Annotated in this window: 16 protein-coding genes and 1 pseudogene; 9 read left to right on the top strand and 8 right to left on the bottom strand. The window is 59.3% G+C overall.

What is annotated here, in order from left to right; all coding sequences use genetic code 11:
- Window positions 1-168: 168 nt before the first annotated feature.
- Window positions 169-1,065 (bottom strand): tRNA glutamyl-Q(34) synthetase GluQRS, encoded by an 897-nt coding sequence (gene gluQRS, locus ACIOU6_RS16890; protein WP_401138051.1) that lies wholly within the window; start codon window positions 1,063-1,065, stop codon window positions 169-171.
- Window positions 1,066-1,269: 204 nt separating this feature from the next.
- Complete coding sequence (gene dksA, locus ACIOU6_RS16885) at window positions 1,270-1,713, bottom strand: RNA polymerase-binding protein DksA (protein ID WP_221733579.1); 444 nt, start codon at window positions 1,711-1,713, stop codon at window positions 1,270-1,272.
- A 334-nt stretch (window positions 1,714-2,047) separates the two neighbouring features.
- Between dksA and ACIOU6_RS16880 the strand changes: the two genes are divergently transcribed.
- Window positions 2,048-3,220 (top strand): pyridoxal phosphate-dependent aminotransferase, encoded by a 1,173-nt coding sequence (locus ACIOU6_RS16880; RefSeq protein ID WP_401138048.1) that lies wholly within the window; start codon window positions 2,048-2,050, stop codon window positions 3,218-3,220.
- Entirely contained in the window at window positions 3,220-3,933 is a 714-nt protein-coding gene (gene sfsA, locus ACIOU6_RS16875) for a DNA/RNA nuclease SfsA (protein WP_401138045.1), read from the top strand. Before ACIOU6_RS16880 ends, sfsA begins: the two co-directional genes overlap by 1 nt.
- Here sfsA and ACIOU6_RS16870 read toward each other — a convergent pair.
- On the bottom strand, window positions 3,930-4,247 hold the full coding sequence (locus tag ACIOU6_RS16870) for a Rieske (2Fe-2S) protein (protein ID WP_221733582.1): 318 nt from the start codon (window positions 4,245-4,247) through the stop codon (window positions 3,930-3,932). The genes sfsA and ACIOU6_RS16870 overlap by 4 nt on opposite strands.
- A 282-nt stretch (window positions 4,248-4,529) precedes the next feature.
- Between ACIOU6_RS16870 and ACIOU6_RS16865 the strand changes: the two genes are divergently transcribed.
- Genes ACIOU6_RS16865 through ACIOU6_RS16855 form a run of 3 tightly spaced genes read left to right on the top strand, consistent with a single transcriptional unit; the run spans window position 4,530 to window position 7,153 of the window.
- Window positions 4,530-5,513 carry a FecCD family ABC transporter permease gene (locus tag ACIOU6_RS16865; protein WP_401138124.1) on the top strand — a complete coding sequence of 328 codons (984 nt, stop codon included), beginning with the start codon at window positions 4,530-4,532 and terminating at the stop codon, window positions 5,511-5,513.
- Window positions 5,513-6,280: a heme ABC transporter ATP-binding protein gene (locus tag ACIOU6_RS16860; protein ID WP_221733583.1), complete on the top strand. Its 768-nt coding sequence runs from the start codon at window positions 5,513-5,515 to the stop codon at window positions 6,278-6,280. The genes ACIOU6_RS16865 and ACIOU6_RS16860 overlap by 1 nt, the downstream gene beginning before the upstream one ends.
- Window positions 6,281-6,301: 21 nt before the next feature.
- Window positions 6,302-7,153, top strand: coding sequence for a ChaN family lipoprotein (locus ACIOU6_RS16855; protein ID WP_221733584.1), 852 nt, complete (start codon window positions 6,302-6,304; stop codon window positions 7,151-7,153).
- 232 nt (window positions 7,154-7,385) lie between these two features.
- Here ACIOU6_RS16855 and ACIOU6_RS16850 read toward each other — a convergent pair whose 3' ends face one another.
- The 4 genes from ACIOU6_RS16850 to ACIOU6_RS16835 all read right to left on the bottom strand — a co-directional run bounded on the left by ACIOU6_RS16850 (window position 7,386) and on the right by ACIOU6_RS16835 (window position 10,748).
- Window positions 7,386-8,180, bottom strand: coding sequence for a Crp/Fnr family transcriptional regulator (locus ACIOU6_RS16850; protein WP_221733585.1), 795 nt, complete (start codon window positions 8,178-8,180; stop codon window positions 7,386-7,388).
- A 16-nt stretch (window positions 8,181-8,196) separates the two neighbouring features.
- Entirely contained in the window at window positions 8,197-8,469 is a 273-nt protein-coding gene (locus tag ACIOU6_RS16845; protein WP_003228231.1) for a TfoX/Sxy family protein, read from the bottom strand.
- Window positions 8,470-8,755: 286 nt separating this feature from the next.
- Window positions 8,756-9,100 carry a pentapeptide repeat-containing protein gene (locus ACIOU6_RS16840; protein WP_221733586.1) on the bottom strand — a complete coding sequence of 115 codons (345 nt, stop codon included), beginning with the start codon at window positions 9,098-9,100 and terminating at the stop codon, window positions 8,756-8,758.
- 91 nt (window positions 9,101-9,191) lie between these two features.
- Window positions 9,192-10,748 (bottom strand): bifunctional aminoglycoside phosphotransferase/ATP-binding protein, encoded by a 1,557-nt coding sequence (locus tag ACIOU6_RS16835; protein WP_221733587.1) that lies wholly within the window; start codon window positions 10,746-10,748, stop codon window positions 9,192-9,194.
- A gap of 118 nt (window positions 10,749-10,866) precedes the next feature.
- Here ACIOU6_RS16835 and mrcB point away from each other — a divergent pair, with 118 nt between their 5' ends.
- Genes mrcB through ACIOU6_RS16820 form a run of 3 tightly spaced genes read left to right on the top strand, consistent with a single transcriptional unit; the run spans window position 10,867 to window position 14,292 of the window.
- On the top strand, window positions 10,867-13,191 hold the full coding sequence (mrcB, locus tag ACIOU6_RS16830; protein WP_221733588.1) for a penicillin-binding protein 1B: 2,325 nt from the start codon (window positions 10,867-10,869) through the stop codon (window positions 13,189-13,191).
- Window positions 13,192-13,207: 16 nt separating this feature from the next.
- Window positions 13,208-13,957 carry a hypothetical protein gene (locus tag ACIOU6_RS16825; RefSeq protein ID WP_221733589.1) on the top strand — a complete coding sequence of 250 codons (750 nt, stop codon included), beginning with the start codon at window positions 13,208-13,210 and terminating at the stop codon, window positions 13,955-13,957.
- Window positions 13,957-14,292: a YqcC family protein gene (locus ACIOU6_RS16820; protein WP_221733590.1), complete on the top strand. Its 336-nt coding sequence runs from the start codon at window positions 13,957-13,959 to the stop codon at window positions 14,290-14,292. Before ACIOU6_RS16825 ends, ACIOU6_RS16820 begins: the two co-directional genes overlap by 1 nt.
- Window positions 14,293-14,310: 18 nt before the next feature.
- On the opposite strand, the gene ACIOU6_RS16815 is transcribed toward ACIOU6_RS16820, so the two are convergent.
- Entirely contained in the window at window positions 14,311-14,727 is a 417-nt protein-coding gene (locus ACIOU6_RS16815) for a DUF4124 domain-containing protein (protein ID WP_401138035.1), read from the bottom strand.
- A gap of 399 nt (window positions 14,728-15,126) precedes the next feature.
- Between ACIOU6_RS16815 and ACIOU6_RS16810 the strand changes: the two are divergent.
- Window positions 15,127-15,458 (top strand): annotated as a pseudogene (locus ACIOU6_RS16810) (thiamine pyrophosphate-binding protein); the annotation flags it as partial.

The following is a 15,458-nucleotide window of genomic DNA, read 5'->3' as shown; positions in this document are numbered from 1 at the left end:
AGCCCGTAGCGTCGATCCACCAATCCATGATGGCGGGAGAAAACAGATAGATCCCCACGACCAAAAGCAGGACCAAGCGATAGATGTACATCCCGGCCTCTCTTTTTTATGCGCGTGCCCGAAAACGTGCGGCGATGGTAACGGATGGCGGCGCGACTGCAAGTGTCGTCATCGCAGTTGCGCCTCGGGCAGGGTCAGTGTGCGCGGGATCTTCGTGGCGTCCCAGTGGGCGCTGCCCCAGTTGAGCAGTTCCTGCGGCGTTGCATGTTCGAGTTCGGCGCCGGGGTTTTGCCCCAGTGCGCGCAGGGCCCTTAGCAGCAACGGCGTGGCTTGATCAGCTTGCAGTGGCGGCGAGCGGTAGGACTTGCCCAGTTTGTTGCCGTCCGGCTGGGTGATCAGCGGCAGGTGCAGATAACGCGGCTGACGCAGCCCCAACAGTTCCTGCAGATAGAGCTGGCGCGGTGTGGAGTCGAGCAGATCGGCGCCGCGCACGATGTCGGTGATGCCCTGCCAGGCATCGTCGAGCACCACGGCCAGTTGATAGGCATAGAGGCCATCGCGACGGCGAATGACGAAATCGCCGACATCGCGGCCCAGATGCTGGCGGTATTCGCCTTGCACCCGGTCGATGAAGTGATATGCCAGCTCCGGCACACGCAGGCGTATCGCCGCATCCTGCTGGTCGTGGCCGGCATTGCGGCACAACCCCGGATAAATCCCGTGATACGGCTCCAGTTGTTTGCGCGAGCAGGTGCAGGCGTAGGCCAGGCCATGGTTGAACAGGCTGTTGAGGACTTCGGCATAGGCATCGTGCCGATCACTCTGGCGCACCGTCTCGCCGTCCCATTCGAAACCATAGCTTTCCAGCGCCTTGAGAATCGCGCTTTGCGCACCCGGATCTTCACGGGGCGGATCGAGATCTTCCATGCGCACCAGCCAGCGACCGCCCACAGAGCGGGCATCGAGATAGGAGGCAAGCGCTGCGACCAGCGAGCCGAAATGCAGGTGGCCACTGGGGGTTGGGGCGAAGCGGCCGATGTAGGCAGGGGAGGTTGTGGCAGTCATGGGAGCAATATAACTTTTCAGGTTTCGCGCACATTACCTTTGCGTGAGGGGGCTTGCTGCCGCATGCGGTTTATTAGTCAACATCTCTGTTTATGACACACCGTATTCGGGAGCAAGCCCCCTCCCACAGAGGCAGAGAAGGCAGGCAAAAGGCAGAAACAAAAACGGAGCGTTCGCACGCTCCGTTTTTCGTTCAGGTCGAGATTACTTGCCGACCTGCTTTTCCTTGATTTCTGCCAGGGTCTTGCAGTCGATGCACAGATCCGCGGTAGGACGGGCTTCGAGGCGCTTGACGCCGATCTCGATGCCGCAGGACTCGCACCAGCCGTATTCTTCGTCCTGAATCAGCTCAAGCGTCTTGTCGATCTTCTTGATCAACTTGCGCTCGCGATCGCGGGCGCGCAGTTCGAGGGCAAATTCTTCTTCCTGGCTGGCACGATCTGCCGGGTCAGGGAAGTTGGCCGCTTCGTCTTTCATGTGATCAACAGTTCGGTCGACTTCCTGCATCAAGTCCTGTTTCCACTTGTTCAGGATCTTGATGAAGTGCGCGCGCATCGGGGCGCCCATGTACTCTTCGCCGGCCTTCGGAACATAAGGTTCGAAGCTGCTGATCGTCGCTTGCTGCTGTTGCTTTGCTTGGGTGGGCATGAAATGGACCGCCTCTACTCTTGTAATCCATTGCGCAGGATTGCTCCATCACCGACACCTGCCGGCCCTGCGGCTGCAAGCGGGCGAACTTACCAGATCAATTCGGCCTGCGCTACTCCCGGATGTCGAGGCCCCGGCGGGTGGCGCTTGCAAATGTTTGGCAAGCCGTGTCTGGCGGTGTGGAAGACCTGTTCAATCACTGATTTTAGTCAATCCTGGAGCGTACGCTTGTGTCGTTACAATCCAGTGTTCTTGAGGCTGTGACCTCTGTGGGTTCTCGCTCGTTCCGGCAGATGGGTAGAATCGTTTCTTTTCCCTCGTCGAAGGAAGGCCAATGGCTCAGCCCTACAGTGCGCGCAGTCGTGCGATCGAACCGTTCCATGTGATGGCACTGCTGGCGCGGGCCAATGAATTGCAGGCCGAGGGGCACGATGTCATTCACCTGGAGATTGGCGAACCGGACTTCACTACCGCAGAGCCAATCATCCGTGCCGGCCAAGCCGCGCTGACGGCGGGCAAAACGCGTTACACCGCTGCCCGTGGTATTCCTGAACTGCGCGAAGCAATTTCCGGTTTCTACCAATCGCGTTATGGCTTGAACATCGATCCGCGGCGCATTCTGATCACCCCGGGCGGCTCCGGCGCGCTTTTGCTGGCCAGCGCCTTGCTGGTCGATCCCGGCAAGCACTGGCTCCTGGCGGACCCCGGATACCCGTGTAACCGCCACTTCCTGCGCCTGGTCGAAGGCGCTGCGCAGCTAGTGCCTGTCGGGCCGGACGTGCGTTATCAACTGACTCCGGATCTGGTCGAACGGTATTGGGACCACGATAGCGTTGGTGCGCTGGTTGCTTCACCAGCCAACCCGACGGGGACTATTCTGACGCGCGATGAATTGGCCGGTTTATCCACAGCCATCAAGGCCCGGCACGGCCATCTGGTGGTAGACGAGATCTATCACGGCCTGACGTATGGCACCGATGCGGCGAGCGTGCTGGAAGTCGATGACAGCGCATTTGTCCTCAACAGCTTCTCGAAATATTTCGGCATGACCGGTTGGCGCCTCGGTTGGCTGGTGGCGCCGGATGCGGCGGTCAGCGAGTTGGAGAAGCTCGCACAGAACCTCTACATCAGCGCACCGAGCATGGCGCAATACGCGGCGCTGGCCTGTTTTGAAGCGGACACGATCGCGATTCTGGAAGAGCGCCGCGCCGAATTCGGCCGTCGCCGCGACTTCCTCCTGCCGGCGTTGCGTGAACTGGGTTTCAACATCGCCGTGGAGCCCGAAGGCGCGTTCTATCTCTATGCCGATATCAGCCAGTTCGGCGGCGATGCCTTCGCGTTCTGCCAACATTTCCTCGAAACCGAGCACGTTGCGTTTACCCCGGGTCTGGATTTTGGACGCTATCAGGCCAGTCACCATGTGCGTTTTGCCTACACGCAAAACCTACCTCGCTTACAAGAAGCGGTGGAGCGGATCGCGCGTGGCTTGAAGAGCTGGCAAGGCTGATGCGCTTTGATCCTCCTCTGGAAGAGGCGCGGCTAATCCGCCGTTACAAGCGTTTTCTCACTGATATCGAAACCGTTGGCGGCGAGTTGCTGACGATTCACTGCCCAAACACCGGCTCGATGCTCAATTGTCAGGTCGAGGGCGGGCAGGTCTGGTTCAGTCGCTCGAATGACCCGAAACGCAAATTGCCTGGCACTTGGGAAATCGGCGAAACCCCGCAGGGCCGTTTGTTTTGTGTCAATACCGCGCGCGCCAACGGGCTGGTCGAAGAAGCCTTGCAGGCTGGCGTCATCACCGAGTTGAACGGGTTTACCGCGTTGAAGCGCGAAGTGGCTTACGGACAGGAAAAAAGCCGCATCGACTTTCGCCTCGAATACCCGAGCGGCCCGGCGTATGTCGAAGTGAAAAGCGTCACCTTGGGCTTTGATGGCACGAATGTGGCGGCGTTTCCCGATTCCGTGACCCAGCGTGGCGCCAAGCATTTGCGTGAACTGGCGCATCTGGCGCGGGACGGGATTCGTGCGGTGCAGTTGTACTGCGTGAATCTCACCGGGATTGAGGCGGTGCGTCCGGCCGTGGAAATCGACCCGGCCTATGCCGAGGCGTTGCGTGAAGCGCTCGCCAGTGGCGTTGAAGTACTGGCGTACGGCGTGCGGTTGAACCATGAGGAAATGGTCATTGATCGTCGGTTGGAGGTACTGCTCAACGGCTAAAGGGTGATCCACACGCCCTGTACGTCTTCCCGGCAAGGGATGTGGGTCAACGATTGCCCGGCGCAGGGCCCTGCGACGCACTCACCGTCCTCGATCAGAAACAGTGCGCCATGGGTGGCGCACTGGATCAGGCTGTTGCTGGGGTCGAGAAATTGGTCCGGCTGCCATTCCAGGCCAACGCCTCGATGCGGGCAACGATTGAGGTAGACATAGACCTGGCCGTTGCGGCGCACGGCAAACAGTTTTTTCCCGTCGACATCAAAACCGCGACTGCCGGCCTCGGCCAGATCGGCACCCGCGCAGAGAAACTTCATGACTATCCTCTAATGTTGGCTCGTGTTCGGATATGTTCGAGCTTGACGTTTAAATGCAAGCAATTATCAAATGGCGGCCTTCGCCCACAGGCGTTTGCCAGATGCCGAGGATACTTGGCCTGCCACCCAGACGCCCGGGAAACCTTGTTAAAGGAAGCTGTGTATGCGCCTGAGTCCCCGCGTTGTGAAAACCCTGTCTGACGGTTTCTACCCGGCCAAGAGCAACCCATGACCACACGGGTCAAACCCCGAGGCTTGTTCATTGGCCTGACGCTCCTGTGTGTGCTGGCGATCTGGCTGTCATTGGCGCTCGGCCCGGTCAGTCTGCCGCTGTTCGATACGTTACGCGCGGCTTTGCGCCTGATCGGTGTGCCGCTGGCGCCGGAGGGGCTGGAGCAGGCCGAACTGATTCTCGGGCAGATTCGTCTGCCGCGAACGTTGCTCGGGCTGGCGGTTGGCGGTGTACTGGCGTTGACTGGCGTGGCGATGCAGGGGCTGTTTCGTAATCCGCTGGCGGACCCAGGGCTGGTCGGTGTTTCCAGTGGCGCGGCGTTGGGGGCGGCGATAGCGATTGTCGGCGGCTCTTTTTTTGGCGGTTTGCCTGAATCGGTTGGGCCTTATCTGTTATCGGTGTGTGCGTTCCTCGGCGGGCTCGGGGTGACGGCGCTGGTCTACCGACTAGGCCGGCGCGACGGACAAACCCATGTCGCGACCCTGTTGCTGGCGGGGATCGCACTGACGGCGCTCGCCGGTTCGGCGGTCGGACTGTTCACTTATCTCGCGGACGACGCAACCCTGCGCACGCTGACGTTCTGGAACCTGGGCAGCCTCAACGGCGCCAGTTATGCGCGGTTGTGGCCGTTGTTGATCATCAGCGCCGGCGTTGCGCTGTGGCTGCCGCGTCGGGCGAAAGCGTTGAATGCCTTGCTGCTCGGTGAATCCGAGGCGGGGCATTTGGGCATTGATGTCGAGCGGCTCAAGCGCCAATTGGTGTTCTGCACGGCGCTGGGTGTCGGCGCGGCAGTGGCGGCGGCAGGGATGATCGGTTTTGTCGGGTTGGTGGTGCCGCATCTGGTGCGGCTGTTGGCAGGTCCCGATCATCGAGTGTTGCTGCCAGCCTCCGTGCTGGCCGGGGCGAGTCTGTTGTTGCTGGCGGATCTGCTGGCGCGTCTGGCGCTGGCGCCGGCGGAGTTGCCAATCGGTATTGTCACGGCGTTTATCGGTGCGCCGTTCTTTCTTTATCTGTTGTTGCGAGGGCATGCCTGATGTTGCGTGCGCACAACCTGCATATCCTTCGCGGCCGCAAGACTGTCCTGAGCGGGGTCAGCGTGGAGCTCAAACCGGGCGAAGTGCTCGGCGTGCTGGGTCCCAATGGCGCCGGTAAAAGTACCTTGCTCGGCGCTCTATGCGGCGAGTTGACGGCCAGTGAGGGCGAAGTTTCCCTCGACTGCGAAGCCTTGAGCCATTGGAGCGGTACGCAACGCGCTCAGCGCTTGGCTGTGTTGCCGCAGGTGTCGACGCTGGATTTTGCCTTTCGCGTTGAAGAAGTGGTCGGCATGGGCCGTTTGCCTTATCAAAGTGGTCGGGTGCGTGATGACGAGATTGTTGCTGCGGCGCTGGCAGCCGCTGATGCCAGGCATCTGAGCGGTCGCAGCTACCTGGCGTTGTCGGGCGGTGAGCGCCAGCGGGTGCATCTGGCGCGGGTGCTGGCGCAACTCTGGCCCGGGCAGGCCGGACAAACGTTGCTGCTGGACGAACCGACCTCGATGCTTGACCCACTGCATCAGCACACAACCTTGCAGGCTGTGCGCGAGTTTGCCGATCGCGGCGCAGCCGTGCTGGTGATCCTGCATGATCTGAATCTGGCGGCGCGTTATTGTGACCGCGTGTTGCTGCTCGAAGGTGGGCGTCCGGTCGCACTGGATACGCCTGAACAGGTTTTGCGTCCGGATATGCTCAAAGCCGTGTTCGGTCTTGAAGTATTGGTGCAACCGCACCCGGAGCGTGGGCATCCGCTGATCATCGCCCGCTGACGTTCTCATTGAGGTGATTGCATGCGTGGGATGTGGCTGTTGGCCGTGTTGTTGCTAGTGGGTTGCCAGCATGTTGTCGCACCGCCGCCGGTCGGTGGCGAGATTCGCGACCTGCACAGCGGCCAGACGCTGACGGCGCAGCAATTGCTCAGCCGTCTTGCTGAACCGCAGCGAGTGATCATCGGCGAGCAGCATGACAACGCCGATCACCACGCCGCGCAGTTATGGCTTCTGAAGTCTCTCGGCAAACGGCGGCCACAGGGCAGCCTCTTGCTGGAAATGCTTACGCCGGATCAGCAGCCGAAAATCGACGCGCAGCGCCAGTCTGCGTCGCCATCCGCCGATCTTCCCAGAGCGCTGGCCTGGCAGGATGGCTGGGACTGGAATCTCTACGGGCCGATTGTCCGCTTCGCCCTTACACAGCCATATCCGTTATTGGCTGCCAATCTTGATAACGGGGAAATTCGCAGCCTCTATCGCAATCGGCCGGTGTTGAGCGGAGAGCGCAGCATGGCTGAATCGGTGAAGACGACTTTGCTGGAGCAGATCAGCGATTCCCATTGTGGCCTGCTACCCGAGTCGCAGACGCCGGCGATGTTGGCGGTTCAGCAACAGCGGGATCGACGCATGGCAGAACGTCTGTTGGCTGCACCGACACCCTCGTTGTTGCTGGCGGGGGCATGGCATGCACGAAACGATGTGGGCGTGCCGCTGCATCTGCTGGATCTGGGCGCGACTGAGACGCCCATCGTGCTGATGCTGGCGGAGCAGGGCGCTGAAGTCACAGCCGCGATGGCCGATTTCGTCTGGTACACACCCGCTACGGCGAAGCGCGATTATTGCGAAGAGATGCGCAAACAGTTCGGTAAATGACTTTTCCACAGGCAAAAAAAGACCCGGTAAAAACCGGGTCAAATAACCGTGATTAGCCTGATGAGGAGATAATCTGAGAGTCCGAACCAAGGGCTTTTCAGAATATCGACCGATCTCGCGATCAGTTGTGATAATCATAGCGATTCTCATTACCGAGTCAACCACTGTTTTTCCATTTGCCTGATTTCATCTCGTCAATGGGCGCCAAGCCCAGAGAAAAGTGGGCTTGGCGTTAATTTCGGTTCGAGCTCAATTGGGTAATCTGCTTGTTCAGTTGATCGATGCGCCGCGCCATGCTTTCGATCAGGCTGTGGGCGATCTTCGGATTGGTGCGGGTCAGGCTCAAAAACTGATCACCGGGAATCAACATCACCGTACTCGGTTCGCGGGCGATGACCGTGGCATTGCGTGGCTCGCCGGTGAACACCGCCATGGCACCGAAAATCTCGTCCTTGGGCACCTCGCCGACCTTGTGCCCATCGACAAAGGCTTCGGCATGCCCGTCGATGATCACAAACACGTGATCGGCGGCATCGCCTTGCTGAATCAAGGTTTCTCCAGCGTCGACCCGTTTAAAACCATTGGTGCTACGAAACTCCCGAGGTTTCAACTCAGCCACCGCGTGAGCCAGGATCGCCATTTGTCCCAGCAAATACTCGAGAAACTGATCCGCCCGGCCCGGTTCTGTATACAAATGCTGGAACACATCACGGCGCCGATAGGGCAGCAAACGCACTGGTCCATCGTTGCGCAAACGGCAATCGGCCCAATCGTTACCGCGCTGCAGGCCGATCAAGTCACCTTCCTGCCAGTAAAACAACGCCCGGTTGCCTATGCAGCCGTTGATCACGCCATCGGTCAGCAGAAACATCTGATCGCCGGGTAATTGCGCCATCAGGTCATCCGTCGCGCCCAACTCCAAGGTTTCTGCGCACGGCGCTAGACCTTCCAGCCATTGCGCCGGCAAGTTCTGCAAACGATTGATCAGTGCGTCGGCAAACGCCGATTGTTCCCCTAGCAGGTACATAACGGTCAGCGCCTGTTCAATTCTTGTGACGCGAGGAAATGGCTTCAAGTTGCTTGTTCAGGGCGTCCTTGCGCTCGGCTGGGATGTCGTTCCAATGCACATCCATGAGCGCGCCCTCGATCGCATACAACAACACCTTCGATGCGCGAAACCCGCGGGTACGCACGGCCCGGTAGGCGTCCACCGCGCCCAGGCGACGCAAGTCCGAGGCGCTGTGGATGCCCACGGCATGCAGCCATTGCGCCGACGTCTTGCCAAGATTCTTCAGGTGTTGCAGTTCATCATTCATCAAGCCTCCTTGCGACGGCCGAATGGTGCGTGGGCGAGCTTCTCAGGAGTGTAGCCATCAGTAGGAAAAGCGTGGTTGTTTGGTCGCAATCAACGCAAACGCTTCTAAGAAACGACAACCGGACGGGGTGAAAGGCCTGCGAACGCAGAAAGAAGGGTGCAAACAAATATCAAATGTGGGAGCGAACCTGCTCGCGAAAGCGGTCTGACTTTCACGATCAGGGTAACTGACACTCCGTCTTCGCGAGCAGGCTCGCTCCCACAGGGTGGGCGTCGTGTCAGAGATATCAGCGGGTGCGATAACGCAGGCGCGTCCCGAAATTCATCGACATCAGAATCTCGTCAGCGCTGAGCTCCGGCGGGAAGTACGCACCGGAAATCTGTGCGTGGGCCAGGCTTGCACCCTCCAGCGAAGCGTGCCGGAAATCGATGCCACGCAGATCGGCGGAACGGAAATACGCGTCCCGGAAATCCACGCCATCGGCGTTCAGTTCACGCAGGTCGAGACCGCGGAAGTCGCCGCCGACCATGTCGATCGGCCCGTCTTTCGGGCGTTCCTTGTTGAAACCCGTGATGTCATCTTTGTGCAGTAAGGCATACAGCGGGGTGTCGAGAAGTTTGGGTTGGCTCATGTCACATCACCTGTTGGTTTTATGACGCCAGTATAGTGCCACTATTTGACGGCCGTGAAGCGAGCGAGGGCTTCACGGCCGAAATAGTTTCTTACAGGCCTGGCAGGCGTTGGCGGATCTGCGCCACCACGGTGTCCAGCGTGCCGGATTCATTGGTCTGCACGCGTTTGCTACGCAGGATCTCCTCCGGCGTCAGCGCTTCGCGATTGGCTTGTTGAGCTTCGATCACGGCCAGCGTAGCGTCGGACGGATCCTGTTTGTCTGCCTGACGAATGGCCAGCCAGCTCTCGATCACCGCTTGCGGCGCATTGCAGTCGAGGATCAGGAACGGCGTGCCAGTGGCTTCGGCGATTTTTGCAGCGTTGTCACGTTGCTCGCGCTTGAGGTAAGTGGCATCGATCACCACTGGATAACCGGCGTGCAGGATCACTTCAGCGATTTCATGCAGGCGTGAGTAGGTCGCGGTGCTGGCGTCGGCACTATAAATGCCGGCCTGCACATCATTGGCGACGGTCTGCTCACCGAACAAACGCTTGCGCTCAACATCGGAGCGCAGACGAATTGCCCCCAGTGCTTCGACCAGGCGCATGGCTACGTGGCTTTTGCCAACGGCGGAAACACCGTGGGTAATTGCCATGAAACGTGAAGGAATGGTGCTGTAGCTTTCCGCCAGGTTGGCGTAGTTGCGGTACTGGCGCAGGGTGGTGGCGCGCTGCACCGGAGTCGCGTCTGCCGGCATGCTGAACAGTGCTACTTTTGCGCGAACCAGTGCACGGTAGGCTTTATAGAAGTTCAGCACTTCCATGCCTTGATAGTCGCCGGTCAGTTCCAGGTACTGGCTGATGAAGCGGCGGGCCAACGATTTCAGGCCACGGTCTTCGAGGTCCATCGCCAGGAAACCGGTGTCAGCCCAGACGTCGGTGAAACGAAACGGTTCGTTGAACTCGATGCAGTCAAAGATCACCACTTTGCCGTCGATGACAGTGGCGTTGCCCAAGTGGATATCGCCGTGGCACTCGCGAGTGAAGCCTTCGGCCTTGCGCTGGGCGAACAGTGGCTTGAGGCGGGCGAAGCTGCTTTCGGCCCAGGCTTTAAGTGCCTCGAGTTGCAGCAGATCGTTTTTGTCACTGAGGAACGGCAGAATCTGTTCGAAGTTTTGCGATACCGGTGCCATCACGCTGTCCGGGGTGCCGGCATCATGCTCGGCCGGGACTTTCGGGGCGGCGAGGTGGAATTTGGCGATCTGCTCGGCCATTTCATCGATGTGCTGAGTGGTCAGCTCGCCGTTGGCTTGCAGGGTGCTGAGCAAACCGGTTTGCGGGAACTGGCGCATTTTCAGCAGGTATTCGATAGCCGGGCCATCGCCGCCCAGTTGTGGCGCTTCGACGCTGCCAGTGACGGGCAACACTTCCAGGTACAAATCGTTGGTCAGACGCTGGTTCAGACGCAGTTCTTCAGCGCAGAAATGTTCACGCGCTTGGAGGTTGGTGAAGTCGAGGAAGCCGAAATTCACCGGTTTCTTCACTTTATATGCAAAGGGGCCGGTGAGGATCACCCACGAGATATGGGTTTCGATGACCTGGAACCCTTCGACGGGGTGCGGGTAGAGGGCCGGGTTTTGCAGGGCAGCGATCAGTGACTGGCTCACGGGCGATCCTTCAGAGACTGGGGGAAATTCGAGGTCGCCATTATGGCCGCTCGCCAGCCCGACGCAAACCTCGGAGCGCTTCTGTTGAGTATGAATAAAGTGCGTATAATCCGCCGCCATGACTCGAACTCGATCTCCCCGTACCAAGAAAAAACCACCTTCCAAGGGCCTGCGCCCTTGGCTGGGTTGGGCCATTAAACTCAGTCTGGTCGGCCTTGTGGTGCTGGCCGGATTCGCCGTTTACCTCGATGCCGTGGTGCAGGAGAAGTTCTCCGGCAAGCGCTGGACCATCCCGGCCAAGGTCTACGCGCGTCCGCTTGAGCTGTTCGTCGGACAAAAGCTCAGCAAAGACGATTTCCTCACCGAACTCGATGCCCTGGGCTATCGCCGCGAAGCCGTGAGCAATGGTCCGGGTTCCGCAGCGGTCAACGGCAATACCGTCGATCTGAATACCCGTGGCTTCCAGTTTTATGAAGGCATGGAGAAACCGCAGCCGGTGCATGTGCGCTTCTCCGGTGACTACGTTGCTGAGCTTTCGGCAATCAACGGTTCGAAATTGTCCGTGGTTCGCCTGGAGCCGCTGCTGATCGGCGGGATTTACCCGAAAAACCTTGAAGACCGCATTCTGATCAAGATCGATCAGGTGCCGCCGTATCTGCTGGAAACCCTCGTTGCTGTAGAAGATCGCGATTTCTACAGTCACTGGGGCGTATCGCCGAAGTCGATTGCCCGCGCCATTTGGGTCAATACCTCCGGCGGCAAGATGACTCAGGGCGGCAGTACGCTGACCCAGCAGTTGGTCAAGAACTTCTACCTGACCAATGAACGCAGCCTGACCCGTAAGCTCACCGAAGCAATGATGGCGATGTTGCTGGAATTGCATTACGACAAGAAAGACATCCTTGAGGCGTACCTCAACGAAGTCTTCGTCGGTCAGGATGGCCAGCGTGCGGTGCATGGTTTCGGTCTGGCGAGCCAGTTTTTCTTCGGCCAACCCTTGTCCGAGCTGAAACTGCATCAAGTAGCGTTGCTGGTCGGCATGGTCAAAGGCCCGTCCTATTACAACCCGCGTCGCAACCCCGAGCGTGCGCTTGAGCGTCGCAACCTTGTGCTCGACGTGCTTGAGCAACAAGGCGTGGCAACGGCGGAGCAGGTCGAAGCTGCGAAGAAAATGCCATTGGGTGTGACCACTCGCGGCAAATTGGCGGACAGCTCGTTTCCAGGCTTTATGGATCTGGTCAAACGCCAGTTGCGCGAAGACTATCGCGACGAAGACTTGACCGAAGAAGGCCTGCGGATCTTCACCAGTTTCGACCCGATTCTGCAGATGAAGGCCGAGGCTTCGGTCAATGACACCTTTAAACGCCTGTCAGGGCGCAAAGGCTCCGATGATGTGGAAGCGGCCATGGTCGTGACCAACCCGGAAACCGGTGAAGTGCAGGCGATGATCGGTAGCCGGCAGGCAAGTTTTGCCGGGTTCAACCGGGCACTCGATGCCGTGCGTCCGGTGGGTTCGTTGATCAAGCCGGCGGTGTATTTGACCGCGCTGGAGAAACCGAGTCAGTACACACTGACCAGTTGGTTGTCTGATGAACCGCTATCGGTCAAAGGAGCCGACGGTCAGGTGTGGAAACCGCAGAACTATGATCGCCGCTCCCATGGCACCGTGTTCCTCTATCAGGGCCTGGCGCATTCCTACAATCTGTCGACCTCGCGTCTCGGTCTGGAAGTGGGTGTGCCCAATGTGCTCAAGACCTTGGCGCGTCTGGGTGTGACGCGTGAGTTCCCGGCATACCCGTCCATGTTGCTGGGCGCCGGCGGCATGACCCCGATCGAAGTGGCGACCATGTACCAGACGCTGGCCAACGGCGGTTTCAACACGCCAATGCGCGGGATTCGCAGCGTACTGACCGCCGAAGGCGAGCCGCTCAAGCGTTATCCGTTCCAGATTCAGCAGCGTTTTGATCCGGCTTCCATCTATCTGATTCAGAACGCCATGCAGCGCGTGATGCGTGAAGGTACCGGCAGATCGGTTTACAACGTGCTGCCGAAAACCCTGACCCTGGCCGGCAAGACCGGCACCAGTAACGATTCTCGCGACAGTTGGTTCGCAGGCTTCAGTCAGGACTTGCTGGCGGTGGTGTGGCTGGGGCGTGATGACAACGGCAAGACGCCGTTCACCGGCGCCACCGGTGCGTTGCAGGTCTGGACCAGTTTCATGCGCAAGGCCGATCCGCTGCCGCTGGACATGCCGCAACCGGACAACATCGTGCAGGCGTGGGTCGACTCCCATACCGGGCAAGGCTCCGATGCCAACTGCCCGGGTGCGGTGCAGATGCCGTATATTCGCGGCAGCGAACCGCCACCCGGCGCCTCGTGTGCGGGCGAAACGCCTGCTACAGGCGAGTCGGTGATGGATTGGGTCAAGGGCTGGATGAATTAAGCGAAGAGGGTTTCAAGTGAACAAGTGGTTGATTCCAGCGGTGACCGCCGTAGCTTTGCTCAGCGGCTGCTCTACCGTACAGCGTGGTTCGATCCCGGTGGTTGATTCCGGTACGGCCGTGTCCAACAGCGAACGCATTTCGGCCAATGGCGGCTTCCGCCAAACCACGGTCAAGCGTCCTGTTCAGGGCCAGACTCAGGCCATTCCACAAGGTGACTCTGGCGTAGTTGTGATGGTGCCGGGTGGCGGCGCGACCACCTCGACGCCGATCAGCACTTCACCGATCGTGCCGGGTCCGGCGTCCGGTGGCATCACGCCGGGGCCGTACAACCCTTCGCCAGTGGAATCGGCGCCGATCAACTCCGGCAGCTACAGCATGCCTTCGACGCCAAGTGGCATTCCTTCGGCCAACAGTGGCGGTGGCTTGTCTGCGGATGAGCAACTGGACGGTCCGGTTCTCGCCTTGCTGACCACCGCTCAACAGCAACAGGCCGGTGGCGACCTCAACGGCGCGTCTTCCAGCCTGGAGCGCGCGCAACGTGTGGCCCCGCGTGAACCGCAAGTGCTTTATCGCCTGGCGCAGGTGCGCATGGCTCAAGGCGATGCGCCGCAGGCCGAACAGTTCGCCCGTCGTGCCTTGACGCTGGCCAACGGTCGTCCGGATTTGCAGGCCAGTCTGTGGGAGCTGATCGCTCAGTCCCGTGAGAAGCAGGGTGACTCCGCTGGCGCCGCTCTGGCCCGTCAAAAGGCCAAGGTTTCGCTGTGATGGATAGTCGTTTTCCGAAAATCGCCGATCAGCTTTTGCTGATCGAGCGTGAACTGCGTACGCAGGGCATGTGGGATGAAGTCTCGCCGTCCGCCGAAGCCTTGAGCAGTGTCGAGCCGTTTTCGGTCGACACGCTCGACTTCGAGCAGTGGTTGCAATGGATTTTCCTGCCACGCATGAAGATGATCCTCGAACAGGATCTGCCGTTACCTAATGCCTCGGGCATTCAGGAAATGGCTGAAATGGTCTTCGCCCAGCGCAATCTGCAGGGCAAGGATCGGCAGCTTCAGGTATTGCTCAAAGAGTTCGACTTGCTGATTACTGCTTCGCGCTGAACCGGAAGCTGCCAGTCATTACTGGCAGTTTTGCGCTATCTGCTTCTGCGCTTCGCCGATGCGTTCCTGACGTTGCGCATCATCAAGCCGCCGCAATTGTCCCTCTACTTCCTCCCGCAAGCGCGGATTGTTCTGCAATTGCGCAAGGTTGGTGCGTGCCTGTTCACAAAATGCTTTGAGCTGCGCTTGCTGGTCGGCGACCTGTTTCTTGACCTTGGCATCGATGGCTTTCTGATCGCCGAGTATGCCGTTACCGGGCATTGCCGCAGGTTTCGGCGCGGGCGAGGAGGGTGTCTGCACAGAGGTGGACGGCTGGCCTTGGGGAGGTTGTGCATCGAAATGCGTGACACCTTGGGCGTCGACCCATTTGTAGATCTGAGCGGCCGAGCACCAGGGGCTGAGGCCGATCAGCAGTGTGAGGAGGAGCGTTCGCATGCTGATTCCTTGGCAAAATTGCGCAATTGACGCTAACAGAGTAGCGGTTTTCAGGTTTTTTCTTGCGTTCTCATGTGCTTACCCACAATTAAGCACACAGACGACTTGACTTGGAGAGGGCGAAACAGAAGAATCCAAAGTCCGCTGTAGAGGGACTGCCAGAAGCAGACCCTCTCGGTAGATCATGAGGCGCACATCCGCGCCGACCTGTTACACCCGCAACGCGTTACCTCGCGCTGGGTGGGAAAGGCCCGCAACACTTGGGACGATCCCAATACTTGCTCAGTCAGTGCTGACGTAGTCGGCGACCACCGTCGCTCATGCTCTGCCGAGAAGTAAACCTATTAAGACCCGCCCCTATTTTGTGGACGGTATTCTGGCGTTTTAGAGGTGAACAACGTGGAGCTTTTATCTGGCGGTGAGATGCTCGTCCGCTTTTTGCGTGACGAAGGCGTCAAATATATTTACGGGTACCCGGGTGGTGCTCTCCTGCATGTTTACGAGGCCCGGTTCAAAGAACCGGAAGTGACCCACATCCTGGTTCGTCACGAACAAGCGGCTACCCATATGGCTGACGGCTATGCTCGTGCCACCGGTAAAGCCGGCGTGGTATTGGTAACTTCCGGTCCAGGCGCCACAAACGCCATCACCGGTATCGCCACGGCCTAGATGGATTCGATTCCAATGGTGATCATTTCCGGTCAGGTGCCAAGCACCATGGTCGGTACCGA

It is taken from the genome of Pseudomonas sp. NPDC087615, from assembly GCF_044743445.1.
Classification (GTDB): domain Bacteria; phylum Pseudomonadota; class Gammaproteobacteria; order Pseudomonadales; family Pseudomonadaceae; genus Aquipseudomonas; species Aquipseudomonas baetica_A.
Note: the sequence above shows the minus strand (reverse complement) of the source record. Positions and strands in the feature narration are given on the sequence as shown.

Coding starts and splice junctions, on each gene's coding strand:
- ACIOU6_RS16840 (WP_221733586.1), bottom strand. CDS start 9,100: ATGAGCCAACCCAAACTTCTCGACACCCCGCTGTATGCCTTACTGCAC.
- ACIOU6_RS16870 (WP_221733582.1), bottom strand. CDS start 4,247: ATGAAGTTTCTCTGCGCGGGTGCCGATCTGGCCGAGGCCGGCAGTCGC.
- sfsA (WP_401138045.1), top strand. CDS start 3,220: ATGCGCTTTGATCCTCCTCTGGAAGAGGCGCGGCTAATCCGCCGTTAC.
- ACIOU6_RS16850 (WP_221733585.1), bottom strand. CDS start 8,180: ATGTACCTGCTAGGGGAACAATCGGCGTTTGCCGACGCACTGATCAAT.
- ACIOU6_RS16820 (WP_221733590.1), top strand. CDS start 13,957: ATGGATAGTCGTTTTCCGAAAATCGCCGATCAGCTTTTGCTGATCGAG.
- ACIOU6_RS16880 (WP_401138048.1), top strand. CDS start 2,048: ATGGCTCAGCCCTACAGTGCGCGCAGTCGTGCGATCGAACCGTTCCAT.
- ACIOU6_RS16845 (WP_003228231.1), bottom strand. CDS start 8,469: ATGAATGATGAACTGCAACACCTGAAGAATCTTGGCAAGACGTCGGCG.
- gluQRS (WP_401138051.1), bottom strand. CDS start 1,065: ATGACTGCCACAACCTCCCCTGCCTACATCGGCCGCTTCGCCCCAACC.
- ACIOU6_RS16855 (WP_221733584.1), top strand. CDS start 6,302: ATGCGTGGGATGTGGCTGTTGGCCGTGTTGTTGCTAGTGGGTTGCCAG.
- ACIOU6_RS16815 (WP_401138035.1), bottom strand. CDS start 14,727: ATGCGAACGCTCCTCCTCACACTGCTGATCGGCCTCAGCCCCTGGTGC.
- ACIOU6_RS16860 (WP_221733583.1), top strand. CDS start 5,513: ATGTTGCGTGCGCACAACCTGCATATCCTTCGCGGCCGCAAGACTGTC.
- mrcB (WP_221733588.1), top strand. CDS start 10,867: ATGACTCGAACTCGATCTCCCCGTACCAAGAAAAAACCACCTTCCAAG.
- dksA (WP_221733579.1), bottom strand. CDS start 1,713: ATGCCCACCCAAGCAAAGCAACAGCAGCAAGCGACGATCAGCAGCTTC.